This window comes from Bifidobacterium sp. W8112, from assembly GCF_016101425.1.
Taxonomy (GTDB): domain Bacteria; phylum Actinomycetota; class Actinomycetes; order Actinomycetales; family Bifidobacteriaceae; genus Bombiscardovia; species Bombiscardovia apousia.
Genome location: NZ_JACFQN010000001.1, coordinates 926,828 through 952,157, shown reverse-complemented (window position 1 = coordinate 952,157; position 25,330 = coordinate 926,828). Strand labels below are relative to the sequence as shown.

The 25,330-nt window shown below is 57.3% G+C and carries 20 protein-coding genes and 1 pseudogene; 11 read left to right on the top strand and 10 right to left on the bottom strand.

The genetic code is table 11. From position 1 onward, the window contains the following. Window positions 1–29 precede the first annotated feature (29 nt). Genes H3T92_RS03965 through H3T92_RS03935 form a run of 7 tightly spaced genes read left to right on the top strand, consistent with a single transcriptional unit; the run spans window position 30 to window position 7,692 of the window. A complete protein-coding gene (locus H3T92_RS03965; protein ID WP_144084851.1) occupies window positions 30–1,844 on the top strand; it encodes an FTR1 family iron permease in 1,815 nt (604 codons plus the stop codon). Continuing rightward, window positions 1,841–2,464 carry an iron transporter gene (locus H3T92_RS03960; RefSeq protein ID WP_110417790.1) on the top strand — a complete coding sequence of 208 codons (624 nt, stop codon included), beginning with the start codon at window positions 1,841–1,843 and terminating at the stop codon, window positions 2,462–2,464. Before H3T92_RS03965 ends, H3T92_RS03960 begins: the two co-directional genes overlap by 4 nt. A gap of 13 nt (window positions 2,465–2,477) precedes the next feature. Beyond that, window positions 2,478–3,752 carry a DUF2318 domain-containing protein gene (locus tag H3T92_RS03955; RefSeq protein WP_144084852.1) on the top strand — a complete coding sequence of 425 codons (1,275 nt, stop codon included), beginning with the start codon at window positions 2,478–2,480 and terminating at the stop codon, window positions 3,750–3,752. Between the two features lie 21 nt (window positions 3,753–3,773). After that, complete coding sequence (locus tag H3T92_RS03950) at window positions 3,774–5,084, top strand: ABC transporter permease (protein WP_144084853.1); 1,311 nt, start codon at window positions 3,774–3,776, stop codon at window positions 5,082–5,084. A 16-nt stretch (window positions 5,085–5,100) separates the two neighbouring features. Beyond that, window positions 5,101–6,267: an ABC transporter permease gene (locus H3T92_RS03945; RefSeq protein ID WP_186279331.1), complete on the top strand. Its 1,167-nt coding sequence runs from the start codon at window positions 5,101–5,103 to the stop codon at window positions 6,265–6,267. A 44-nt stretch (window positions 6,268–6,311) separates the two neighbouring features. Next, window positions 6,312–7,139, top strand: coding sequence for an ABC transporter ATP-binding protein (locus tag H3T92_RS03940; protein ID WP_144085191.1), 828 nt, complete (start codon window positions 6,312–6,314; stop codon window positions 7,137–7,139). 1 nt (window position 7,140) lies between these two features. Further along, entirely contained in the window at window positions 7,141–7,692 is a 552-nt protein-coding gene (locus tag H3T92_RS03935; RefSeq protein ID WP_144084855.1) for an FMN-binding protein, read from the top strand. A 187-nt stretch (window positions 7,693–7,879) separates the two neighbouring features. On the opposite strand, the gene H3T92_RS03930 is transcribed toward H3T92_RS03935, so the two are convergent. After that, complete coding sequence (locus H3T92_RS03930) at window positions 7,880–9,169, bottom strand: class I SAM-dependent methyltransferase (RefSeq protein WP_144084856.1); 1,290 nt, start codon at window positions 9,167–9,169, stop codon at window positions 7,880–7,882. A 189-nt stretch (window positions 9,170–9,358) separates the two neighbouring features. On the opposite strand from H3T92_RS03930, the gene H3T92_RS03925 reads away from it, so the two are divergent. Next, window positions 9,359–9,760 carry a DUF4186 domain-containing protein gene (locus H3T92_RS03925; protein WP_144084857.1) on the top strand — a complete coding sequence of 134 codons (402 nt, stop codon included), beginning with the start codon at window positions 9,359–9,361 and terminating at the stop codon, window positions 9,758–9,760. Window positions 9,761–9,802: 42 nt separating this feature from the next. Here the strand turns inward: H3T92_RS03925 and H3T92_RS03920 are convergent, their stop codons facing one another. The 4 genes from H3T92_RS03920 to H3T92_RS03905 form a co-directional block, all read right to left on the bottom strand. Then, window positions 9,803–10,390, bottom strand: a complete 588-nt coding sequence (locus H3T92_RS03920; RefSeq protein ID WP_232341901.1) for a TetR/AcrR family transcriptional regulator — start codon at window positions 10,388–10,390, stop codon at window positions 9,803–9,805. A 222-nt stretch (window positions 10,391–10,612) separates the two neighbouring features. After that, window positions 10,613–11,173, bottom strand: coding sequence for a carbohydrate ABC transporter permease (locus H3T92_RS03915; protein ID WP_269751025.1), 561 nt, complete (start codon window positions 11,171–11,173; stop codon window positions 10,613–10,615). 269 nt (window positions 11,174–11,442) lie between these two features. Next, on the bottom strand, window positions 11,443–12,348 hold the full coding sequence (locus tag H3T92_RS03910; protein WP_144084860.1) for a carbohydrate ABC transporter permease: 906 nt from the start codon (window positions 12,346–12,348) through the stop codon (window positions 11,443–11,445). Window positions 12,349–12,383: 35 nt separating this feature from the next. Beyond that, a complete protein-coding gene (locus H3T92_RS03905) occupies window positions 12,384–13,697 on the bottom strand; it encodes an extracellular solute-binding protein (RefSeq protein WP_144084861.1) in 1,314 nt (437 codons plus the stop codon). A gap of 151 nt (window positions 13,698–13,848) precedes the next feature. Here H3T92_RS03905 and H3T92_RS03900 point away from each other — a divergent pair, with 151 nt between their 5' ends. Further along, the gene (locus tag H3T92_RS03900; RefSeq protein ID WP_144084862.1) at window positions 13,849–15,807 is read left to right on the top strand and encodes a right-handed parallel beta-helix repeat-containing protein; all 1,959 of its coding nucleotides are present in this window, start codon (window positions 13,849–13,851) and stop codon (window positions 15,805–15,807) included. A 211-nt stretch (window positions 15,808–16,018) separates the two neighbouring features. Here H3T92_RS03900 and H3T92_RS03895 read toward each other — a convergent pair whose 3' ends face one another. The 4 genes from H3T92_RS03895 to H3T92_RS03880 all read right to left on the bottom strand — a co-directional run bounded on the left by H3T92_RS03895 (window position 16,019) and on the right by H3T92_RS03880 (window position 20,954). Further along, complete coding sequence (locus H3T92_RS03895) at window positions 16,019–17,713, bottom strand: MFS transporter (RefSeq protein ID WP_144084863.1); 1,695 nt, start codon at window positions 17,711–17,713, stop codon at window positions 16,019–16,021. Window positions 17,714–18,241: 528 nt separating this feature from the next. Continuing rightward, window positions 18,242–19,135 carry a 3-hydroxyacyl-CoA dehydrogenase gene (locus H3T92_RS03890; protein WP_144084864.1) on the bottom strand — a complete coding sequence of 298 codons (894 nt, stop codon included), beginning with the start codon at window positions 19,133–19,135 and terminating at the stop codon, window positions 18,242–18,244. Between the two features lie 206 nt (window positions 19,136–19,341). Further along, window positions 19,342–19,737: a VOC family protein gene (locus H3T92_RS03885; protein ID WP_232345901.1), complete on the bottom strand. Its 396-nt coding sequence runs from the start codon at window positions 19,735–19,737 to the stop codon at window positions 19,342–19,344. A 170-nt stretch (window positions 19,738–19,907) separates the two neighbouring features. After that, the gene (locus tag H3T92_RS03880) at window positions 19,908–20,954 is read right to left on the bottom strand and encodes an NAD(P)-dependent alcohol dehydrogenase (RefSeq protein ID WP_144084865.1); all 1,047 of its coding nucleotides are present in this window, start codon (window positions 20,952–20,954) and stop codon (window positions 19,908–19,910) included. 217 nt (window positions 20,955–21,171) lie between these two features. Here H3T92_RS03880 and H3T92_RS03875 point away from each other — a divergent pair, with 217 nt between their 5' ends. After that, on the top strand, window positions 21,172–22,059 hold the full coding sequence (locus H3T92_RS03875) for a helix-turn-helix domain-containing protein (RefSeq protein WP_144084866.1): 888 nt from the start codon (window positions 21,172–21,174) through the stop codon (window positions 22,057–22,059). Window positions 22,060–22,453: 394 nt separating this feature from the next. On the opposite strand, the gene H3T92_RS03870 is transcribed toward H3T92_RS03875, so the two are convergent. Further along, complete coding sequence (locus tag H3T92_RS03870) at window positions 22,454–24,325, bottom strand: PfkB family carbohydrate kinase (protein ID WP_144084867.1); 1,872 nt, start codon at window positions 24,323–24,325, stop codon at window positions 22,454–22,456. Window positions 24,326–24,663: 338 nt separating this feature from the next. On the opposite strand from H3T92_RS03870, the pseudogene H3T92_RS03865 reads away from it, so the two are divergent. Then, a pseudogene (locus tag H3T92_RS03865) lies at window positions 24,664–25,314 on the top strand (ECF transporter S component); the annotation flags it as partial. Window positions 25,315–25,330 lie beyond the last annotated feature (16 nt).

Below are 25,330 nucleotides of genomic sequence, written 5' to 3'. Positions count from 1 at the left end.
CGAGGGACTGACGAAGGAGATCATCACCCATGGTTGCACAGGTCGGCAGGACACGAGTGGCCAGGACCGCTGGCTCCCTGCTCTCATGCCTGCTGTTGGCCCTGATATTCCTGGTCCTGCAGACCCCGCAGTCGGCCATGGCGGCGAGCGGAGCCACGGATTATGACAGCTGGGCCCAGGTGGCTGGCTCAGTATCCCATCAGTTGGATAGAGGGTGTGAGGACTATGCCCGGGGGGATCATGCCGGGGCGGCCTCGCAATTCATGGGGGCCTACAACGTAAGCTATGTGGGATCCGGATTCGTCTCGGTGGTCGAGTCGACCCTGGGGCAGGATAGGCGCAACGCTCTGGATGGGCAGTTCCAGGCCCTGCAGAATCAGGCCTATGCCCCGGATGCCGGGCAGGCCCTGACCCAGGGCAGTGAAAAGCTCAAGGCCGATCTGGCTGCTGCGGCCACCCAGCTGGATGCCACCCAAGGGCTGGCCAATCCCCGTGCCTACGCCAAGGCCCAGCAAGAGCAGATCAAGGCGGATCGTCGACGGCTGGACGCAGCCAAGAAGCATCGGAACACCGGCAAGGGCGACCGGACCTGGACCCAGGTGGCCCACGAGATGACGCCCATTCTGGATCAGGCGCTCGCCCAGGCTTCCAAGGGACAAGGCCAGGCGGGATCCGACCTGGTCAACAAGGCCTACTACCAGTATTACGAAAAGCTGGGCTTCGAGAAGAACGTCATGAACGCCATCAGTGGCAACAGGGTCTCTCAGGTGGAATACCAGTTCAAGGAGACCCGGATGGCCATGGTGGCCGGCAAACCGGCCAAGACCCTGGTGAACGACCTGAAGAGCATGCTGGTCGAGGACGCAGCCACTCTGGACGGGGGCGCCGCAGACCAGGTCAATGGGTGGACGTCCTTCCTGACTTCCGCCTTCGGCCAGGCTTTCGTGGTTCTGCTGAGGGAGGGTCTGGAGGCCATCCTGGTGGTAGCGGCCATCATCGCCTACCTGGTCAAGGCCGGCCATAAAGACAAGGTTCGGCACATCTACTGGGGCATTGCGGCAGGTCTGGTGGCCAGCGGGCTGGTGGCCCTGCTCTTCACCCTGCTCTTCAACGGGAACGGTCCCCAGCAGGAGATCCTGGAGGGCGTGGTGGCCCTGGTAGCCATGCTCATGCTGCTCTACACCAGCAACTGGATGCTGTCCAAGTCCTCTGTGGAATCCTGGAACCACTACATTCAAAGCCGGACGGTGGCGGCCATCTCGAAGGGCAGCGTGATCTCCCTGGCCCTGCTCTCCTTCCTGGCGGTCTTCAGGGAGGGGGCTGAGACGGTCATGTTCTACCAGGCCATCTTCGCCATGGCCCCTGGCGGCTCACGGGAGATCTGGACCGGTTTTGCAGCTGCCGCCGTGGTCCTGGTCATCGTCTTCGTGCTCATCCGCTTCACCTCGGTCAAGATCCCCATCCGGCCCTTCTTCATCATCACCAGCCTGCTCATGGCGGTCATGGTGGTCATCTTCGCCGGGGGCGGCGTACATGCCCTGATCGAGGGCGACCTGGTGCCGGCCACCTATCTGCCCGGTGTGCCCACCAGCGACTGGATCGGGCTGTATCCCTACACGCAGACCATCGGCGCCCAGATTCTGGCGGCCCTGGTCGTGGTCGTGCTGGCAATTGTGTCGACCCACCGCCTGCACAAGCAGGAGCTGTCACGGTCGAATCAGGACTCCGGCGGGTCGACGTCGGCAACCGTTCTTCAGACGGAAACCGAGCAGGCCGCCGAAGGAGCTGTGCCCTCTGAGGTCACGGCATCCATGCAAACACCAAAGAGCGAAGGACAATCATGAAGAAGAGACAATTGACCGCCCTGGTCGCGCTGGTGCTCTCAGGCACCCTGGCCCTGGCGGGGTGCGGCTCCAGCGGGTCAGGCACCCGTGAGGCCCAAGCGCCTGAGGCCTCCGGTGCCTCCCAGTCTTCGGCGGGCAAGGGGGCCGGGTTCGAGGAGATCCCCATCCCGCCCGACGATCAGCAGAAGGGCCCCCTGAACATCGGCACGGTCTTCTTCCAGCCCATCGACATGGAGCCCGCCTCCATGGGGCTGAAGGCAGCGGATGCCAGCCTGCACCTGGAGGCTGACATCCACGCCCTGCCCAACAACAACCTGGGCTATGCCAAGGGCGAGTTCGTTCCGGATCTGACCGTCAACTACACCATTCAGAACAAGGATGACCCCAACGACAAGCAGTCTGGCACCTTCATGCAGATGAACGCCTCGGATGGCCCGCATTACGGGGCCAACATCAAGATGGAGAAGGCCGGATCCTACAAGCTGACCTATTCCATCGACTCTCCTGAGAAGAAGGGCTGGATGCTGCACGTCGACCCGGAGACCGGCGTGAAGGGACACTTCTGGACCGAGCCCATCGTGGTCAGCTGGGACTGGGACTACACGCCCCACCAGTGGTAAGCTGCCATGCACCATGCTTGAACAATTTGTCACGGTCTTGCCGGGGACGCTGGCCCCGGCCCTCCTGGTCATGGTTTTCAGCGTGCTTCTGGGGGTTGGCGAGGGCCGCGATCGGCCCCGCTCCTCCTCCTGGCGACTGATTGGCCTGGGGGTCGGCGTGCTGGGGGCGTTGGTCTTTGCCCTCCTGCGCGCCACCGTGATCATCAACCGCCGGACCATGGTCAACTATCCGACCCTGGTGGCTTGCGTTCTGGCCGATCTGGCGGCCATCGCGGTGGTGCTGGCCGCCGACCGGCTGGTTTCAGACTGGCATCGCCGCCCCTGGGCCATGGATCTGGCCAACGCTCTGGCAGCCCTGGCCATAGCCCTGACCGCCTTCCGAGCCCTGCCTGATGTCATCCTGCAGCTTACGGCCTTTGTGGAGCCGGGGGAGCCGGTGCTGACCTCGGCCATGCTCCTGCGGGCCCTGGGCTTCCTCCTGGGTCTGGCTGCCGCTGTGACGGTGGCTGCCATTCTGAGGACCATGCATACCTCCTGCCCCCGGATAGCCTTCCGTCTGGCCGCCCTGCTCATGGTGGTCCTGCTGCTGGTCCGGCACGGCGTAGCCTTGGTGGCCCTGATGCAGACGACCGGCCTGGTTCTTCTGCACGGCTGGGCCTTCCGGATCATGGCCCTGGGATACAACGCCGACCTGATCCTGGTTCTTGCCCAGGTCCTGGTCTTCATCATTCCTGTCCTGGCTTGCTTGGTTGCAGGCTGGCGCATGCCGGTGACCGGAGCCTCCACAGCCGACGACCGCAGCCACCGGGCCTTCCGCCGACGGGCCCTGGCATCGGCGGTCTGGAGCCTGGTGGCCATGATCGGCGTCACCCTGGCCCTGACGGTGGGTACCGCCAAGGCCCACCAGGTGCCTGTGCTCTCGCCTCCGGAGAAGTATTCCTTGACCTCCGATACGGCTACCATCCGTTTCTCCCAGGTGGAGGATGGCCACCTGCATCGATTCAGCTACCGGGCCAAGGACGGCACCGAGATGCGCTTCATCATCATCCGCAAGAATGGCGCAGCCTACGGGGTAGGGCTGGATGCCTGCGATAACTGCGGGGATGCGGGCTACTACGAAAAAGACGGCAAGATTATCTGCAAGAAGTGCGACGTAGCCATCAACCTGGCCACCATCGGGTTCAAGGGCGGCTGCAATCCCGTTCCCTTGCCTTACAAGACAGGCCGAGGGGCCATACTGATCAGCACCGCCGATCTGGATGCCCTGTCCTCGCACTTCAAGAGCTGAGAGAAGGAAGGAGCGGTTGTTATGTTCTTCATGCGAATGATGCTGCGGTCATTCAGCCGCCAGTTCGGGCGAAGAATGCTCATCGCCGTCACGGTCTGCCTGTCGGCCTGCGTGGCCACGGCCATGCTGGGGGTGGTCTTCGACGTGGGCGACAAGCTCAACGCGGAACTGTCCACCTACGGATCCAACATCACGGTCCAGGCCAAGGCGGATGCTGTGGTCTCCGACCTCTACGGCGACCAGGAGGGCGGTCCCTCAGGCGACGAGTCAATGCCGACCGCCTTTCTCAAGGAATCCCAGGTGCCCAAGATCAAGACCATCTTCTGGGCCTACAACATCACCGACTTTGCTCCGCGCCTGGACCTTCGTGGCACCGTGGACCAGGTCGGCGCCCCCCTGGTGGGCACCTGGTTCGGTCGGAGCGTCAAGGTCGACAGCGGCGAGAGCAGCACTGCAGGTCTGAAAGGCCTTCGGCCCTGGTGGAAGGTTCAAGGACGTTGGCCCAAGGATGGGGCCGTATCCGGCGGCAAGTCTGAGGCCATGATGGGCAAGGAGCTGGCTGCACGACTGGGTGGCCGTCAGGTTGGCGACCAGGTCAAGGTCGGCCTGGGTAATCAGCAGCGGACCGTCACCGTTGTGGGCATCTTCGACTCTGGTGATTCGGATGCTTCCTCCCTCTATCTGCCTACCAAGCCGTTGCAGGAGATGTCCGGCCTGACCGATCAGATCGACCAGGTGGAGGTCAAGGCCCTGACCACGCCCGAGAACGACCTGGCCCGCAAGGCCGCACGAAACCCAGCTGCCCTCTCCCAGGACGAGTGGGAGACCTGGTACTGCACGGCGTACCCCTCCTCTATTGCCTACCAGATCGAGGAGGCCATCCCCGGGTCCATGGCCAAGCAGGTCAGACAGGTGGCAGCCCTGCAGGGCGATGTTCTGCAAAAGACCCAGGCGGTCATGATCCTGATGACTGTGCTCAGCCTGCTGGCGGCAGCCATCGCCGTGGCCAATCTGATGGCATCCTCCATATCCGAGAGGTCCTCGGAGTTTGCCCTGCTCAAGGCCTTGGGCGCCACTGACGGGGCCGTGTCCCGACTGGTGCTGGCCGAGACGGCGCTGATCGCCTTGGCTGGGGCTCTGGTCGGCGCCCTGCTGGGCTCCGGAGTGGCACAGATTGTGGGCAGAGTGGTCTTCGGCTCGGGCATCACCATGAGGCCCATGGTCTTCGTGCTGGTCTTCGTGCTGCTGGCCCTGACCGTGCTGCTGGCGTCTATTTCGTCCATCAGATCGATTCTGCGGCTTCGGCCGGCGGAGGTACTTCATGGCCGCTGATCGCCATACAAGCCATATGACCAACACCCGCATGTTCCTGACCATGCTCTTCGGGGCCGTCTTCCGTCGTAGGGGCCGGGCCCTGATGGCCGTGGTGGCCTCCCTGGTGGGTGCGGCCACCCTCTTCTGCCTGGCGGCGGTCTGCATCGAGGCCCCCAGGCAGATCAACCAGGAGATGCGCTCCTACGGAGCCAACCTGGTCGTCTCGCCCATCCAGGGGGGCAATAGGTCCGGCTCCGGCATCGAGCAGGGCATGGTGGATCACACTACTCATATGGTGACCGCCAAGGCCCCGGCCCGGTATGCCACTTATCGATATGAGACGGTGCAGGTCAATGCCGGGGCCCGCGAGATGGCCGGCATCCACCCCGACCAGGTGCGTCAGCTCAACCGTCACTGGAGTGTGGAGGGATCTTGGCCGCAGCCCGGTTCAGTCATGGTGGGGCGGGATCTGGCAGATTCCCTGGGGCTGACCACCGGCAAGCAGATGACCATCGGCTACCCGGCCAGCCAGGCCACCAGCACCGGCAAGACCGGAGGTCAGGGGCGAGACTTTCGTGTGGGAGGCATCGTCGATACCGGCGGCCCCGAAGACCGGATCATCTACGCCGACCTGGCCGATCTGGAGCTCCTGACCGGGGCCAAGCGGGGCACCGATGTCATCGAATACTCGGTCAACACCATGACTTCGGGGCTGAAGACCATCGCTGCCAGCATCAACGACATGACCTCCATGGGGGTCAAGGCCCGACCGGTCACCAGGATCACAGCGGGCGACAGCCATACCATCGCCATGCTCCAGTCGCTCTTCTGGCTGGTTTCGGTGGTGGTGCTGGTCCTGACCTTTGTGGGCGTGGGGACCACCATGGCCTCCATTGTCTCCCAGCGGCGCAGCGAGATCGGCCTGCGTAAGGCCTTGGGTGCATCCTCGCGGGGGATAGCTATGGAGTTCCTGGCGGAGTCGGCCTGTTACGGATTGGCTGGAGGTCTGATCGGCACCGCCTTGGGTTATGGCTTCGCCCGGCTGCTCTGCCTGTCCGTTTTCCAGCGGCCGCTGGGCTTCAACTGGTGGCTGGCCCTGGGCACGGTCCTGCTGAGCGTGGCCATATCCATGATCGCATCCATCCGGCCGGTGCTCCGGGCTTCGCGTATCGACCCGGCCCTGGTTTTGAGGGAGGAATGACAATGACGCAGGCAAAGGCGAACGAGTCCCCGTCGGGCGGCGGCATGCTGCTGGACCTGGACCATGTATCCAAGATCTACGGCGATCTGCACGCTCTGGACGATCTCAACCTGAGCGTCCCGCAGGGCCAGTGGCTGGCCGTGGTGGGGTCCTCCGGCTCAGGCAAGACCACACTGATGAATATTCTGGGCTGCATGGACACCCCCAGCCGGGGCTCGGTCCGTCTGCAGGGGCGGCCGCTGGAGGATTTGAGCCAGTCCCAGCTGGCCGATGTGCGCAAGAACGTGATCGGGCTGGTCTTCCAGAAGTTCTACCTGGTCCCGCATCTGACCGCCCTGGAGAACGTCATGGTGGCCCAGTACTACCACTCAGTGGTGGACGAGGACCAGGCCATGAAGGCCTTGGACCGGGTTGGTCTGGCGGATCGGGCCCGCCATCTGCCCAGCCAGCTTTCGGGCGGCGAGCAGCAGCGGGTCTGCGTGGCTAGGGCGCTGATCAACGAGCCCAAGCTGATCCTGGCTGACGAGCCCACTGGCAACCTGGACGAGGCCAATGAGCGGATCGTGCTGGACCTTTTCCGGCAATTGCATGATCAGGGGACCTCCCTGATCGTGGTCACCCACGATGCCCTGGTGGCCTCGTGCGCCCAGCGGGAAATCATGCTCAACCACGGGGTGCTGGCCGGCGAGCAGTGGAACGATGAGGAGGCCAAGCGGGCCTACCTGGCAGCCGGAGGTCGTCCGGCATTCAGTGGTGCCCCTGGCGATCCAGGGGACCAGGATATTCCGGTGGGCTTCCATGACCCCACCAAGACGGCCAAGACCGGCGGCTCCCTGCCGGGATCGGCTGCTGATGCAGAAGGAGGGCGTTGAAATGGCTACAAGCAGGTCTCGGGGACTGGTCACGGCCTCGGCAACCCTGGCGATCCTGGTGGCGGTCGGCTCTCTCCTGGGCGGCTGCGGAAGCCAGCAGGCCAAGCCCATGGACGACGAGTTCGCGGGGTCAGGTGCGGAGTCCAGCTCTGCTCCAGAGTCAACGGAAGGATCCGGCAGTGCGGGCGAGGGCAAGCCTACGGCCGTCTCCCGCGATGGACTGCCGGCCGCTCCGGCTGACACGGGCAACTATCACGACGGCACGTACGCTCTGACGGGCAAGTACGGACATGACGGGGCTGACACCATTGATGTGGATCTGGACCTGTCGGGAGGCCAGGTGAGCCGGGTCCAGGTCCAGGGGCATTCGGATTCGCCCATCTCGCGCGGTCACATGGAACGCTTCGCCCGGGCTGTGCCTGGTGTGATCCAAGGGCGCCCGCTCAAGGACCTCAAGGTGGAGAAGGTGGCCGGGGCCAGCTGGACCTCGGACGCCTTCAACAAGGCCTTGGATCTGGCCCGGCTGGAGGCTTCGGCGGAAAGATCGTCCTGAGAACCGGGCTGAGTGTTCTGGTAGCCAATGCTAGGTGCTCGATGCCTCGGAACGCCAAGGTGCCATCAGGCTACGTGATGGCATGCTGTGGGGGTGGGGGTTGTACGGGTAGCAGAAAACAAAAGGGGCAAGGATTCGATTCCTCGCCCCTTTCAGACCTATACAGTTAACGGTCGCGTCAGGCCAACTAGCGATCCCACCAGGGGCGCAGCGGATAGGTGTCCGTGCCGGTCTCAGGATCGGGCTTGATGCACTGGAACTGGTGTATCTGAATGTTGTCCAGCTCGAAGTTGAGCCGCGCCCCGGCCATGTATAGGCCCCAGAGCCGCGCCTTGGGCTCGCCCACCATGGGCTTGGCCTGGCCCCAATGCTCCTGGAGGTTCTCGGTCCAGTGCTTGAGGGTCAGCGCATAGTGCTGACGCAGGTTCTCCTGGGTGATGACCTCGAAGCCGGTGTCCTGGATGGCCAGTTCGATCTCGGCCGGGCTGGCCAGCTCGCCGTCGGGGAAGATGTAGCGGTCGATGAAGCCCCCGGCCCGCTTGTGGTCGTGGGAGTTGGTGCGGGTGATCTGGTGGTTGAGCAGGATGCCGCCCGGACGCAGCTTGTCCATCATCTCCTTGAAGTAGGAGGGGTACTGCTTGTAGCCCACATGCTCCATCATGCCGATGGAGCAGATGCCATCGAAGCCGGACTCGGGCACGTCGCGGTAATCCATCAGCCTGACCTCGGCCAGATCCTGCAGGCCCTCCTGGCGGATCCAGTTCTGGGCCCACTCGACCTGCTCCTCAGCCAGAGTCACGCCGATGACGTGAATGCCGCGGCGGGCGGCCGCGATCTCCATGGAGCCCCAGCCGCAGCCCACGTCCAGCAGACGGTCGCCCTCGTTCAAGTGCATCTTGTCCAGGACCATGTTGAGCTTGTGCCACTGAGCGTCTTCCAGGCTGTCGTCCGCCTTCTCGAAGACGGCGCAGGTGTAGGTCATGGAGGAGCCCAGGAAGAGCCGGTAGAAGTCATTGGACTGGTCGTAGTGGTAGCTGACGGTGGCTGCGTCGCCCCGGCGGGTGTGGGGACGGATGCCCTCAGTCAGTCGCTTGGCCAGGGAGGGCCCCTCGATGGCCGGTGGCTCGGGTACGCGCACCCCGTGTGAGAAGACGGCCGCAGCTGCCCGGGCCAGCTCCATCTTGCTGGGGTGCTTGACGAAGTGCTTGAGGCCCATCAGTTCCTTGAGGACCTGGTAGGGGTTGCCTGGCAGCAGCTCGGGGGAATCCAGATCGCCCTGCAGGTAGGCGCGGGCCAGACCCAGGTCGTTGGGATTTTCCGTGATGTAGTACATGGCACGGGAATTCTTGACTTCCAGATGCAGCGGCGCTTGGTCCTGCCCGAAGACCGACCCATCGAAGGCGGTCACCTGCACAGGCGCGTCAGGGGTGAGGAAGAGCCCGATCATCTCGGCTACAGTCATCTTGCTTTTGGCCATGAAGCCCCCTTGTGTGACCCGGACATGACCGAACATGGCGGGTCTGGTAGTTAGTGGATACAAGTACTGTCTTCACCCTACCCCTGACACTGGTCCCTATCAGTGTCATGTTCAGTGAATTATTCCGCATGGGAAACCTTGCCTGGGTACAGACTCTTTGGTAAGGCAGAACATGGAGGCGAGCGGGAAATGACCAGCAGCGGATCAGCGTCGGCCGGGGCAGATGAGGCCTGGATTCAGCACACGCTTGCCAGATTGGGGCATTCGCGCTTCCGGTCCGGTTTCTCCCTTTCGGCCAAGGACCGCGCCTACGCCCGCGCCAAGGGCAGGGATACCATCGACCGCCACGCCCACGAGATGCTGGCCAAGCGTGTGGGGCCTGCCCACCCTTTGAAGGACGGCAAGCAGACCCCCTACCGCGGACATCCGGTCTTCACGGCCCAGCATGCCACGGCCACCTGCTGCCGGGGGTGCATCGAGCGCTGGCACCGCATCCCGCGCAGCCGGGCTCTGACCGATGCTGAGGTGGATGCCCTGGCCAAGCTGGTCATGGCCTGGATCGAGCGCGATTTGGTGAATCATCCGGCTTGATACTGATGTTGCGGCGCTTCTGTCACTAATCGTGGCTATGGATCAGTCGGGAATGATGATGTTGATGAAGCGTTTCCATTCATCAACAAAATCCATGGTTTTACCGCCTGTCAGCCACCGCAGCTGGAGCCCATCCATGGCACTGAGCGTTTGCAGGGCTATTCGATCGGGGTTCTCAAGCCTGTCCCTCTTGGCAACGTAGGCATAATCGTGAAGAACCTTCTGCTCGCGATCGAGGAAGAACTGGTGGGCGGGATGCTTGTCTTCCAGGGATTCGCCTTGAAGGACGATATAGAGACTGACCAATTGCGGTCGGGAGACGTTCACCTCCACAGTCGCAGTGGTCAGGGTCTTGAGGCTGAAATTACCGTGGTAGCACAGCCCATCTGAAATATCGGTTTCCTCGCTGATTCCAAGGCGCTTGGCGATGGCCTCGGCGTTGATGATATCGGCATATTCCAGGGTTTTGACGAGCAGTTCCTCTTTGGATTTGAAGTAGTACAGAAGTCCTGCCTCAGTCATTCCCTCAGCTTCCGCCACGTCACGTATGGTGAACCCCCAGAAGCCGAACTTGGAAATACAAGCGATGGTTGACTTCAGGATACTTGTCCTGCGTTGGTCGGCCGACATTCGCGGTGACGAAGTAGAACGCTTTCGCCTATTCATTGGTCATCCCCCTGAGAAAGTCGACGTATACCAACAGCATTGTATCTGTATTCAATGTACTTGATGCAACCACTTATATCAGGATAATTCGTCAACCGGCAATGCATCGTCTGGACAGATCGGGGCCAAGCGGAAAACCGTTCCGCTTGGCCCCGATCTGTTCTTTCCACTGGGCTGCCTTGAGGATTATTTGCTGAACCCGGCTGTCAAGCCTGCGACCATCTGTTTGCGGCCGAAGATGTAGGCCGTCAGGATCGGCAGCACCGAAAGAACCACTGCTGCGAGTATTCCAGGTGTATCTACAGTGAACTGCCCCTGGAAAAGCCAGAGCGACAGGGGTATCACGCGGTTATCTGCAGACTGGGTCAGAATCAACGGGAAGAGAAAACCATTCCAGACATTCAGGCCGTCATAGATAGCTACTGTGACAATTGCGGGCCTGACCATAGGAATGGCAAGCTTCGTCATGGTCATGAACTCGCTGGCCCCGTCCACTGACATGGCTTCGAAAAGAGACTGGGGTATATCTCTCAGAAAGTTGGTCAATATCATTACCGAGATGGGAATCGCAAAGGCTGCTGACGGCAGGATCAAGGCCCACAAAGTGTCATAGAGGCCAATGCGGATAATGAGGTAATACACTGGGATGATCACGGCCTGCATGGGAATGGCCAGGCCGGTGATGATGAACTTGTAGACTCGGCGGGACCACTTGTCGTTTCTGCGCACGATCATGTAAGCCACCATGAAGGTGACCAGCAGAATTATGGCTACGGTGACGACCGTGACGAAGACCGAATTCCAGATGTACCTGAGGAAGTGATTCTGGAAGACTTTCCGATATGCGCCAAAAGTGATATGGCTTGGCAACGAAAGCAGGTTTTGGGAGAACATATCGTTCTGATTCCGGACTGACGTTACCAGAATGTAGTATACGGGCACTACCACGACGGCCAGCCAGACCCAGCCCAAGAGTCCTCCGACGATGTTGATTTGCTTTCCTTTGATCCTGATCATCAGACTCCCTCCATCTGGCTTTCCATCTTGTCGGAACCCGATAGCTTGTTGAGCAGGAGCGATATGGCAATGCCCATGACGAGGATGACGACCCCCACGACGCTCGCCCCGCCCATGTCATAGCTCTTGAAACCTTTGAGATACATGTCCAGGGGAAGAATGCGGGTGGCATTTCCCGGCCCGCCTGCGGTCATGACATAGACCAGATCGAAATAGGTCAGCGATCCCACAATCATCAGGGTCGAATCGGTGGCAAAGGTATATTTGATCTGCGGCAGGGTGATGGAGAAGAACTGGCGTACAGTCCCTGCTCCGTCCAGCATGGCTGCCTCATACAGGCTTTGGGGTATCTGCCGTACTGCACCCTGATAGAGCAGCGAATGCAATGGTATGAAGCACCAGGAAACCACAACGATCAGGGTCCAGAGGGCGGTGTTGGGATCGCCCAGCCAGTTGTGTGCGAGCCACTTCCACCCCAAAGCCTTCCCAAGGCCGAATTGCGGATCCAGAAGGTTCTTGAAGGCTATGGCGACCGCAGTGGACGAGAAGAGGAGCGGAATGAAGTAGAATACTGACAGGAAGGCCCTGTACCGCTGCTTTCCTGCCATGAAGACCCCCAAAAGGATGCAGATGGGGGTTTGCACCAGCCAGCTGACAACGGTGAGTATCACAGTGAGCTTCAGACCGTTGAGCACCAGCGGGTCATGGAGCATTCTGATCCAGTTGCCGATGCCATTCCATGTAACCGCTCCCAGTCCGTCCCAGTTGGTCAGGGACAGGATGACTACACCTACCAGGGGAATTGCCGCAAATAGACCGAACAGCAGCAGGGCCGGCAAGGCGTACCATAATGACGGTCCCTTGTGCAGGGTCTTCTCCGTGCCCCTTTGATGTGTTTTCCTCATAGCGCTCCTCTCATAGCTTGTTTGTACCTTGGGAGCTATTTGATCGTTTTGTTCATCGCCGATACGAACTGATCAGGAGACATGGTGTTCAGGAACACCTGCTCCAGGTTGTTCAGTATGGCCTGGCTCTGTTCAGAGGGAAGCGCAACATCCCAGGAGAGCTGATAGTTTGGCGCCTTTTTTGCGGCCTGGTACAGCCAGAGGTAGTAGCCTGAACCATCGTCCGTGGCTTTGACCTTGGAATCAATGTTCTTCACTGGGGGGATTTGCCCCTGCTTGAGCATGGCATCGACCATGGTGTCGGAATAGTTCTTGGCCTTGACGAAGTCTACGAAGGTCTTCTTCTGCTCCTTGCTAGCCTTTGACGAAAGCTGCCAGTAGTTTGACAGATTTCCTGTCAGGTCATTGGGGTCGCCCCTGCCGTCCTTGACGGTCGGGAAAGGAACATAGCCCAGATCCTTGGCGGTGAAGTCCTTGCTGATGCTGATCAGGTCCGTATACACCCAGGACCCCATGAGTTCAAAGCCCGCCTGCCCAGTGGTAATGAGTGCAGTGTCTTTCCTGTCATCGGCGGTCAGGGACTGGTAGGAATCGCCGAAGGCGCCTGCCTTGACCAGCTCCTGAATCATCCCCATGGCCTTGGTCACCGCAGGATCGCTCCAGGCGTCTTTCTTGCCCTTGAGCACATTGTTGAAGACTTCAGGGCCTCCGATGCGGTCAACAAGGTATGCGGCCCACATTAAGTATGGCCACTTGCTGCCACCCGCCAGGGAGATGGGGGTCTTGCCGGCGGCTTTCAGTGCTGAAACATCGGCGACCAGTTCGTCCCAGGTCTGTGGGGCCGAGTCGATGCCCGCCTCCTTGAGCACTTTCTTGTTGTAGAAAATCAGAACAGGCTGAACCGGTCCGGTGGGTACGGCATAGAGCTTGCCGTCTCTGAAGGCCTCCGCCGAAACCGAGTCAAGCACCTTGCTCTGAATATCGGTCTTGAGCTCTGGGGTCAGGTCGGTGATTGCCTTGCTCTTGGCGTAGTCGGTTAGCGGCGACCCTCCCCAACTGGGGAAGAAAGTAGGGGCGTTGCCTGAACCGACTGCAGTGCGGATTTTCTCCTTGTATGCGTCATTGGCGAAGCTTTCCTCACTGATCTGGGCATCCTTGTGGTCCTTGTTCCATTCCTTGAAGGCGTCCTTCATGGGGTGCCAGGGTGCATCCGTTATGGCCCAGGTTGTCAAATTGGCGCCTTCCGCTTTGCTGCCTGACGAGTTTCCAGGCTGGGAACCGCAGGCGGAGGCTCCTAGTAGCATGGCCGTGGATGCTATGGCTGCAATGAGTTTGCCCGATTGTTTCATGTCAGTCTCCTCTTTGAGTCCTATCTTCTCTTCGTTTTATCTGAATCCCGAGGGCTTCCGTCGTCGGGAGTCGATGATTACTATATACTTAGTAATTACTAAGTGCAAATTAGTTCATTGATTTAATTCCCGTCTCTTCAAGGAGGAAATAATGAGACCAGACACTGGAAGCCGGGTTCTGCACGTGAAGGAAGGCTCTGATGACTGCGGCGATGGCAGCGTGGAAAGGCCTTTTCGCAGCATTCAGCAGGCAGCCGATGTGGCCTTGGCCGGCGATGTGGTCATGGTGCATGCTGGCACATACAGGGAGAGCGTGAATCCAATCAACGGCGGCAAGGACCGGTATGACCGGATCACCTATACTGCCGCTCCCGGCGAGCATCCGGTGATCAAGGGTTCAGAGCGCGTCAACTGCTGGCAGGATCGTGGGAATTCAGTGTGGACGGCCGAAATCGACAACAGCTTGTTCGGAAGCTTCAACCCCTTTGCAACCCCTCTGAAAGGTGATTGGCTGGAACGGCCGAGTACATGGAATATGACTCTCGGCGAGGTCTATATCAATGGGAAGTCGATGTACCAGGCTCCGGACGTGGAGTCGGTGCGCAATCCCCAGATGCGCAAGACCGGTTTCGGACCCGACTGGGTCAAGGAGGAGGAGCCGGTGGCTCATCCAGAGGATACGGTCTATCAGTGGTATGCACAGGTCGGGGATCGGACAACCTGCATTTGGGCGAATTTCCAAGGGTATGATCCGAACGCCAGTCTGGTGGAGATCAATGTGCGCCCGACCTGCTTCTACCCATTGCGTACCGGCATCAACTACATAACAGTAACCGGGTTCGAGATGGCCCAGGCTGCCTGCCAATGGGCTCCCCCCACGGGTGACCAGCAGGGTCTGATCGGCACCCACTGGTCAAAGGGATGGGTCATTGAGGGAAATGATCTGCATGACGCCAGGTGCAGCGCAGTTTCGCTGGGCAAGGACTGGTCCACGGGTGACAGCGAATCCACCCGGTGGGGGTACAAGCCTGGGTATCAGACGCAATTGGAAACGGTTTTCCGCGCTCGCCATGCCGGGTGGGATATGGAGACCGTCGGTTCGCATCTCGTGCGCAATAACCATATCCACGACTGTGGCCAGAATGGAGTCGTCGGGCATCTGGGTTGCATCCGTTCGGTGATTGAGGACAATGACATCCATGATATTGGCAATAAACATGAGTTCTTCGGCCATGAGATAGCCGGCATCAAACTGCATACCGCAATCGATGTGATTATCAGGCATAATCACATCCATGACTCCACATTGGGAATCTGGCTGGATTGGGAGGCCCAGGGGACGCGGGTGAGTTCGAATGTTTTCAATGACAATATCCGTGATTTTATGATTGAAGTCACTCACGGCCCCTGCCTGGTCGACAACAATGTGTTCGCCTCGGCATACAACTTGGACAATGTGGCACAGGGCACCGCTTTTGTGCACAACCTGTTCTGCGGGTCCGCCCAGCGCCGCGATGTCCTCGACCGGTTCACTCCCTACCATTTGCCGCATTCGACCACTGTCGCTGGCACGGCCTGCGTCTATGGAGGCGACGACCGGATCTATCAGAACATATTTGTGGGAGGAGAAGCTTATCTGCCTGGGGTGACTACCAGGGGGACAGAGACCTATGAGGGGTGCCCAGGCAGCATGGACGAGTACCGGGACCTGGTTCATGCTCATGGTCCGGGGGACCTTGAGCTTTTCGAACGAGTGAAGCAGCCTGCCTATATTGACCGCAACGTCTATCTCAATGGCGCACAGTCATGCTCTCAGGACATCGATGCCTGCAAGGTTTCGGATAATCCGAGATTCAAAGTCGCAACAGACCGTGACGGATCTGTTTGGCTGGATGGGGAATTGCCTGAGGCCATGTTCCACATGGGCTGCTGCATTGTTGACACCGCCATGCTGGGAGCGCCGCGCATGTCCGAAGAACGGTATGAGGCCCCGGATGGCAGCCCGATTGCCATAGATAGGGACCTGACTGGCATCGCTCGTGGGGATGCCCCGGTGCCCGGCCCTCTTGAGGAGCTAACACCAGGGAAGAATCATGTGCGGCTTATGTAGGAGTTGAATCACGGATGGCCTGAAGCCAGAAAGAATGGACGGAAGTTTCTACGAACTCCGTCCACTCTTTTCGTTTGAATGCCGAGGGATGTCGTCATGGGCTGAAAGGGGCAAAGGTCTCGGATCCGGATGTTGGCGGTGATTTGCTGACTGGGAGGAGATCACCTTCCTTGGCGCATCAGCTGAGGGAGCATGTCAGATTCACGGAGTGCTATGACTTCGCGGGTTTCGTTGAGGGTTCAGCATCTTTCGGTTGCTTTGCCTCACGGGCTTTCTTGTCTCCAGAGCGGGGGATGCCCAGAAGTTTGCGTGTCTCGGCAGCCAGCTTTTTCGGCGTCTTGCGGACCCCGCTCTCCTCGGCATCCTTGATGATGGTCTTCACGTCCAGGTCGGGATTGCGGTCCTGGGTGGCCACCAGGTCACGTGCTTCCTGCCGGTTGAGCACGGTGGGCAGGGTGCCGGGCATGGGGCGCCGGGCGGTCTCCGCCAGGAAGAGCACGGTGATCAGACCGCAGGTCGAGGTGAACATGATCCAGTAGGCGGGCGCCAGGGACTTGCCGGTCGCGGTCACCAGCCCCTCCATGATGACGGGTGCGGTCCCGCCGAAGACCGCTACGGCCAGGTTGTATGACAGTCCCATGCCGCCGTAACGGGAGGCAGTGGGGAAGAGGGCCGGCAGGGTGGAGGCCAGGTTGGCCACGAAGAAGATGACCGGGATGGCCAGCAGAACCAGTCCGCCGAAGACGGCGCCCGTGGTCTCATGCTCCAACAGTCGGAAGGCCGGCAGGGACAGGCAGAGTCCAGTGAATGCCCCCATGAACAGCACCTTCTTGCGGCCAAAGCGGTCGGAGAGGGCTCCGGTGATGGGGATGCAGAAGGCCACCATGAGCAGGACCGGCAGGGAGAGCAGATTGGCCTGGGCCGTGTTGTAGTGCAGGGTGCCCGACAGGTAGGTGGGCATGTAGGCGGTCAGCGTGTAGCTCAGGGTGTTGGCTGCGGCCACTAGGATGAAGGCCATGAGCAGCTCCCGCCAGTAGCCCCGGATCAGATCCAAGAGGCTCTTGTGCTGGCTCTTGGTCTTCTCGTCGCTGGCATCCTGGGCCTGACGGAAGGCGGGGGTGTCCTGGACCTTGGCTCGGAAGTAGACCGCGATGGCAGCCAGCGGCAGGGCAATGATGAAGGGGATGCGCCAGCCCCAGGCCAGCATGGCCTGCGGGGAGATGGAGAACTCCAGCAGGGAGACCAAGGCTGCTCCGAAGGCGTAGCCCAGGTAGGATCCCACATCCAGCAGGGAGGCGAAGAAGCCGCGGTGCCGGTCCGGCGAGTATTCGGTGACCATGGTCGAGGCGCCCGCGTACTCGCCGCCTGTGGAGAAGCCCTGGATCAGCTTGAGCAGGATGAGCAGAATGGGCGCCAGGGGACCGACGACCGCATAGCTGGGCAGAAGGCCGATCAGCAGAGTGGCCGCGGACATGCTCAGCAGGGTGAAGGCCAGAATGCGCTGGCGGCCGATCTTGTCGCCCAGCTGGCCCAGGACCACGCCGCCCAAGGGCCGTGCGATGAAGGTGACGGCGAAAACGCCCAGGGAGAAGAGTCGCTGTACGGCATCAGATGCGTCGGACAGGAAGACACGGCCGATCGTCACTGCCAGGTAGCCGTAGACCCCCACGTCGTACCATTCCATGAAGTTGCCGACCACGGTGCCGGCGATGGCCCGCTTGAGGGTGGATCTGTCCACCACGTTGATGTCGGTCAGATGCAGGCGTTCGCTCCAGCCCCGGTGCGGCCGCTGGTTGCGCTTCTTGGCCTTGCGCTTAGCGATGGCTTTAGCCTTTTTGTCCTGCTTTTGCTTCTGCTTCTCGTCGGTACTGTATCCGTCAGTTGAACTTGTGTCGATTTGTGCCATTATTCCTTCTCGGGCTCTGGGCCGTTATGCGGATCGAGTGTCTTTGTGTGCCTCAGTGGTCTCCTATCAAGTGTCTTTTGAAAAATGTCATAAACAGCCATTATAACACTTAGGTTATTTGCTGTTAGTTTGAGGGTAGACTGACATGCCTGTGCCAGGATAACGCCCTATAGTGGTTTATCATGATTGTTCGATTGGCCAAGGCTGATCTGAGCGCCTACCTTGGCGTTGAATAGTCATCAGCGTTATTAAATGAATTAAAGGAAGAACCATGCGACTCTTGCTATCAATGGTGATCAGAGCACACATTTTAGAAAATCAGTAGTAAGAATAAGAGCCATCTCTCATGATCGAGATTGTGGTTTTGCCTAATAGTGTGGCCCGGCGGATCCACTCAACGGGAGCCGCCGGGCCTTGATGAATTCTTACTGAGTTTTAGCCCAACAGATGAGATATATGAGAACTATCTAATCTGGCCCTATTGTATCGGGCCAGATTGTGTTGCATCTGGGCAATCAGTCAGTTGAATCACGCCTTCAGGAAGTTGGGATCCTGGAATTCGGGATTCGGATAGTGGTAGAAGCCTTGTCCGGATTCTTGCCCCAGCTTACCTTCGTCGATCATGGCCTTGAGCTTCTCAAGCAAGGGCTTTGCTTGGGGGTTGTCGCCCTGGCGCTGGCTGATGATGTTGTAAGCAGTGCGCAGTCCGACCATATCGAAGATGGCAAAGGGTCCCTTGGGGGATCCCATGGCGATCATCCAGGTCTTGTCAATGGTTTCTGGGTCGGCTATGTCGTGGGCCCAAAGCATGCCGCCTGCACCCATGAAAGGCATCAGGAGTGAATTAAGCACGTAGCCTGGTTGTTCCTTGTGCAGCTCAATAGGCACCATGCCGATTTCTTTAGCAAACTCTACGATTTCCTCGTATACTGCGGGATCGGTCTGGCTGCTGCCCATGATTTCCGCAGTGTTCATCAACCAAATCTGGTTGGCGAAGTGGAGGTTGAGGAATTTCTCAGGGCGACCAGTGTCTCCTGCGAAGGTGCTGGGCACATAGGTGGAGGAGTTGCTGGCGAAGATTGTCTTGTCGGGAGCAACCTTGGCCAGGCTGGTATAGAAGTCGTGCTTGATCGACGGCTTCTCAGGAATTGCTTCAATAACCAGGTCCGCATTGGCGACGGCAGCGTTGAGATCTGAGGTGAAAGTCAAGTTCTTCAGACCAGCATCGAATTGTTCGTCGGTTGCCTGGATATCCCGCTTATAGGAATCCCGCAGAGCGTTGACACGTTTCTCTGCTGCTGCCACTGCATCATCGTTAATGTCGTATACAGTGACTTTCTTCCCCTTAAAGGCCGTCTGATAGGCAATCTGGCTTCCTAGCACGCCACCACCAGCGACGGTAACTTGCGTTATATTTGTCATGCGAAACTTCTTTCGTCATTGGTATCCACCGTCGGATACACACTTCAATCTTAATACAGCGCTGTTCTCATGAATCTGGTGGTTTTCGGCAGGAATGGCGTTTTTTGGCCAAAATAGACTGTTGACTCCAGACATAGGTGCTGATAATTTTGTATTATTTCTCACACTTTCAGCTAGCCTGAGCGGGCATAGGTCCATAGGTCGGATCAGCAGATTTGGCAGAATTCAATGGTCTCCCTGTTGGGTCCATAGATGTTGAAGTACCGAATCCCCTTATCCCAGAAGGTAGGAATGGATTGAATACTGTCTTCCTTGATCTCCAGCCCTAAATCTTTCGCATTCTGGTAGGCGGCGTTGATGTCTGGGGTGTCCAAGGCCCAGTGGTTGATAGCTCCCGTAGTCATTGGCGCCTCGTCGCCTTCCCATGTTTCGATGGTCAGATGCCCGTACCGAAGGAAGGCACAGCGGTTCTCTTTATTGGGGAATATTCCTGCTATTTCGAAACCGAGCTTGTTGGTGTAGAAATCAATTGTTTCGTCCAGATTCTTGGCGATCATACCCGAGTGCTGGAGGTCTGTAGTGAATGAAGACATGGGCTGCATGGATTGCTCCTTTGAAAATCTGTGTGCAATGCTGGGCACGTTCCAGTTCAAGAATAGGTTGATGGTTATAGATTGCTGTTTGGCTTGCATAGAGGAATATGGATCGTCTCGAGATGACGGCTTAGGCAGAAGGTCCTCTGGTGAATTGTGCAGGGTTTTGCTGCCGCTCTTTAATGATTCTGAGGTACCTCGATCTGGATTTTGACGTCTTCGGGGTGACCCTCGGCAAATCTGTCGAAAGCCTCCTTGGCCTGCTCCATAGGATAGGTCCGGGAAACGAATGGTTTAAGCTCGATCTTGCCGGCGGCCACCATGTCTATTGCTTTCTGATAGACGTTGGCGTAGCGGAATACGTTTTCGATTCTAGTCTCGCGTGCTTGGACTTCCGTGACATCCATGGGTATCTTTCCGTCGGCAGGAATGCCAATGATAACAGTGGTGTTGCCAGGAGCTCCCAGTCTCCAAAGATCATCGTAGGACTTAAGGTTTCCTGAGGCTTCGAAAACCCGGTCTGCACCCCAGCCATCCGTTTCCTCCATGACTCTGTCGAGGAAGGATTCCTCTTTCAAGTTAACAGGAACGACTCCTGGGATGCTGGCTGCCAGCTCGAGCTTATCCTGTGAAACATCGGAGATCAGTACTTTAGCGCATCCGCCTGCTATGGCTGATGCTGCTGTCAGGAGGCCGATTGTTCCAGCACCCGCTACGGCCCCAATGTCACCGGGTTTGATGCCAGCCTTAGTGGCAGCCCACATTCCCACTGACAGTGGTTCCATCAGGGCTCCGTCTTCGTAGGTTAGGTTGTCTGGTAATTTGTAGGTGAAGGCAGCCGGATGCACAATTTTCTCGCTCAGACACCCATCTACAGGCGGAGTGGCGAAGAAGCGGACAGAAGGGTCAATATTATACAAACCGAGTTTTGCGGCCCTGGAGTACATATCAGGAATGCCCGGTTCCATGGCTACTCTATCGCCAACCTGGAACCCCTTGACTCCTGGCCCTACCTCTAGAACCGTGCCAGAGGCCTCATGCCCAAGAATCATGGGCTTTTCAACCACGTATTTTCCGACGCGTCCGTTCAGGTAATAGTGCACGTCAGATCCGCAAATGCCCACGGTATGGGGCGAAATCAGGAGCTCGCCAGAACCTGGGGCCGAAGGATCCGGTACTTCTCGAACGTTGATGACGCCTTTCTTTTCAAGGACGACAGCTTTCATAATCATGCTCCTTTGCCAGAGTGAAAGTCTTGATGTCAATGCAGCATCTGTGTGATTTCATCTTAAGGTCGACTAGGTGTGAGAAGAGGTGCTCTGATAACCACTTCTGATACTATTTTGATTCTTTGCCCTAGAATGAGCAGGATAGCCTTTGCTGCGTCCGAGCAGAGGCTATTGAAAGGCCGCTTTCCTGTACGCGTTGAAGTTGGGTAGGTACATGAGTCATAACATCATCGACCAAGGATCCTTGGAGGTCGTTGTGCCCAAGGGAAACGAGTCTATCCGATGGCTCGAACACGGGTATCCATCAACCTTGGCCAGGTGGCATTATCACCCTGAGATAGAAATCCACCTGATTCGCGAGAGCATGGGGACCATGATGGCAGGTGACGGAATGGTTCCTTTTGCTCCAGGCCAAGTATCCCTCTTAGGCAGTAATGTTCCCCACAATTGGATTTCCGAGATTGGGCCGAATGAGAAAACGAGCATACCAAATCGTGATGTGGCTTGTCAGGTGCTTCCTAACCGGATCCAGGCCCTGGCGCAGATTTTTCCCGAGGCCATGCAAATACTGACTCTGCTGAGGCGGGGTGACCAAGCCATTGTGCTTCGTGGTCAATCCGCCGGTAGAGTGGCTTCTATCTTGACCGCCATGGGTGCGCACCACGACTTGGATCGGCTCATCGACCTTCTTGAAATCTTCCGCATCTTTGTACAGGCTCCACGAGGGGAGTGGACAACGGTAGTCACACCGGGCTACCAGCCTGAGGCGTCGCCGGGAATGGCGGAACGAGTCAACCAGGCCCTTGCTTATATAAAGGCCCATATCGGAGACTGTATCACCCTGGAGGATGTGGCAGCCCAGGTGGCTATGGACCCGTCGTCGTTTTCACGGTTTTTTAAAAGGGCCGCAGGGATTAATTTTTCAGAAATGGTCTGTCGTTTGAGAACAGCTCGTGCTTCGCTCCTTTTGGTCACCACAGATCTGCCTATTGCACAGGTTAGGGTCATGAGCGGATTCAGGAACGCGGCTAACTTCAATCGTCGCTTCAAGATGGAAACAGGTACCACTCCGCGCGCATATCGGCAGGCGCATTACCATTAGATCCAGTTGACTGCCTTGTGGGCGATTGCATCCGATCTGTTTCTGCCTTGATTTTCTATCGTCACCGAGTATAAGGCTGGTGAAGGAATCCCTTGGATCAAGCTCAGTATAAAAGCATAGGTAGCGTTTTTTTTTAAGATTCGCCGAGATGTCGCAGTCGGTATTCATGCCGGTAAGGAAAGTTGTTTTTTGATATGCTACATTAAGCCGTTGAATACGACCTCTTGATTGAGAGTCGGATATTGGTCTTGAATTTATTTCAACGCCTCTGACGTCGAATCGGTTAGGATAACAGCGTGGTCACGTGGCATGCGTTGTTGACCAGAGCAAGCTGCATTCACAACCGTTAACCGATAAGGTCGGGAGCCCGCAACAATATTTGGCAGTAGCGCTGTTAAGCCAATAGGGACTTTAGCTGTCTCCTGCTGATCAGAGAAGGAATGGCACCTTCGTGAGCAACGCTGAAACCTGCAGCAAGGTTGGCTATGCGCACGGCTTCTTCCAGAGTGCGGTTCTCCAAGAGGCAGGCTGCAAGACAACTGATGAACGCATCGCCTGCGCCCGTATCATCGATGACTCGGGTTTGCTCTGCTGGGAAGTGCTTATGGTTGTTCTCGGTAACTAGAACGCAGCCTTGATCGGCCAGCGTGACTATCACAGTTCCCACGCCTTTTGATATGGAGTATTGTGCCTTCTCGACGATAGAACCTGGTTGCGGAAACAGTGTCTCGATTTCATTTTGATTGGGAACAAGAATATCGATTAAATTAAGAATATTATCGGGAAGATGTGAGCATGATGAGGGTTTTAGAATCGTGATGGCGTGATGTTTTTTCGCCATCATGCAGGCTTCTTTAACTGCCTCGAGCGGGATTTCAGTTTGTATTAAGCAGTAGGCTGTGTTGCTGAAGATATGCTCTCTTCCATCAATATCGTCAGGCGCTAAAGTGCTATTGGCTCCCGATACCAGGGAAATCATCGATTCGCCGTTGTTGTCGACAAAGATATAGGCTTTGCCGGTATCGGTTCTTTTGATTCGCATTACACCTGTGGTGTCAACATGAAATCTATTCATGGCCTGGTAGATGAAGTCGGCCGAGATGTCATTGCCTACGTTGCCGATCAAAGAGACATGATGTCCTAGCTTTGCTACACCTACGGCTTGGTTGGTGGCTTTGCCGCCAGGCGTTGAGGCGAAGTTGCGTGTCGTGACAGTCATTCCAGGCTTAGGCAGTGTCGGCGTAGCAAGATATGTGTCAACGTTGATGCTGCCGATCACGACAATCTTCTTATGCCGCATGTTAGGCGGCTGGCTTATGGTGTGTTCATTGTCCAGGATGAAAAGGTGTTTGAATTCTGTCTGTTCGGCTTTATTGTGTTCGATTGTGTTGATCAGTCTGGAGCACAGATGAGTTCCAAAGTCCGCGTTCCTCATGTTGTAGGAGGATATTTCTGGTATGCCCGGATAATGCAGGGGTTCATCGGAATCGTTTCTGAGGGTGACCAGTGAAAAATCCTGAGGAAGGCGGTAATGAAGGGATTGCGCATACTGTTGCAGCTCCACGGCATGCCGGTAGTGTGACGCGACGACACCTGTGACGTGGCGGTTTTCCATGACTGTGGTCAGGTTATCGTCAATATCGTAGAACACCATATCGTTGTGGAAGGCAATGTTGTTCTCGAAAAGGCAGCGACGGTATCCTCTCAGGAAGCTTTGAGTCCGTCTGCCAGGAGATAGAAGACAGGCGATGTTGCTATGGTTTCGATCCATGAGTTCCTGCGTCAGGTTATATGCCGCTTCTTCATATGGAAGCAGTGCAGATCGATCGTCGCCTAGAGGGCCAATGATGAGCTCGGGAATTTTTTTCGCTGTGATGGTTTTATTGAGTTTTAGGCTGCTTTTATCAATCGGCTCCCAGATTATCCCGTCCACACGGTGCTCGATCGCAGCCTGAATATTCTGTTCTTCCTGCTCGTGGCTCGAGTAGCTGTTGAATACCAGTGTTCCATAGCCGCTTGCCTGCGCTTGCTGAATGATGCCATCCAGAGTTGAGTCAAGGGAGATGGAGGAACTCAGCAGCACGCCGATGCGCCAGCTGGTCGTATTGGGCTTAGACGACGCGTAGGGGGTATAGTGATATTTTTTTACTAAATCAAGTACTTTATTCCGTGTCGCTTCTGTGATACTCGAGTCTTTATGATTGACAATTTTTGAAACCGTTGAAGTGGAGACGCCTGCAAGTTTGGCAATGTCCTTAATATTCATGGATCTCCTTGCCTAATCTTGTACTCCTGCGCCTTGCGTGGTCGTTATCAGCAAATGCTGCCGCATCTGGATGGACTCTCAGTTTACTCGGACACTCGCACCAGTTTTATTATCGCTGTCTTGCCGAGCCGGTCGGTAGTTTGCGTGGAAGGTTTACCTGTCAGCATGTCGTCGCTTCTGGATTGGGCCTTCCGAATTTGACACACGTTTTGACGGCTGATAGTCTCTCTGACTGAGAAAACATTTTAGGAAAATCATTTCCCAAGATACGCAAGTTAGATGACTTGAGACATTGATTACCTGGAAAGACAAGTAGTCAAGGACCAAAGGTGGCGCAGATGATGAAGTCAAAATCGTTTTTGAGGGGAATCGCTGCACAGTTTTCCACGAAATCATTGGTTCTGATTCCTATCGCGGTGGGGATCAATCTTATCGGCGGCACATTGAGCTCAACACTGAAACTTCCGCTCTTTCTGGACATGATCGGCACTACGGTCATAGCCTGCTTGTCCGGTCCTTGGGTGGCTGCTCTATGTGGATTGCTGACCAACGTCTTTCTGTCTCTGGTCGCCAATCCTGTCTACCTGCCTTATGCGCTATCCAGTGTCCTGTGCGGCCTGGTGGTTGGCTACATGGTCAAGGCTGGACTTTTCAAGAAGATCTGGGGCGTCATACTTGTCTGGTTGGCCTGCGCCTTGGTCAATACCATAACCGCTTCGTTAGTGACGGTTTTTGTATACGGCGGTGCAACCGGCGTCAATGGCACTTCCGTACTGACGGCGGCTTTGGTGGTCGCTATGAAGAATATCGTTATTTCCGTCGTCTCCTCTTCAATGCTGGAGAACTTGGTCGATAAGGGAATCACCGTATTCATCGCTTATGTCATAGTGCGTCGAATACCCAAGCGGTTCTTGAGCCAATACGCTCTTGATGATACTGACGATGACGAGTTGGATGACATCGATGAGGATGATGACTCGGATGAAGATTCGTCTGAAATGTCCG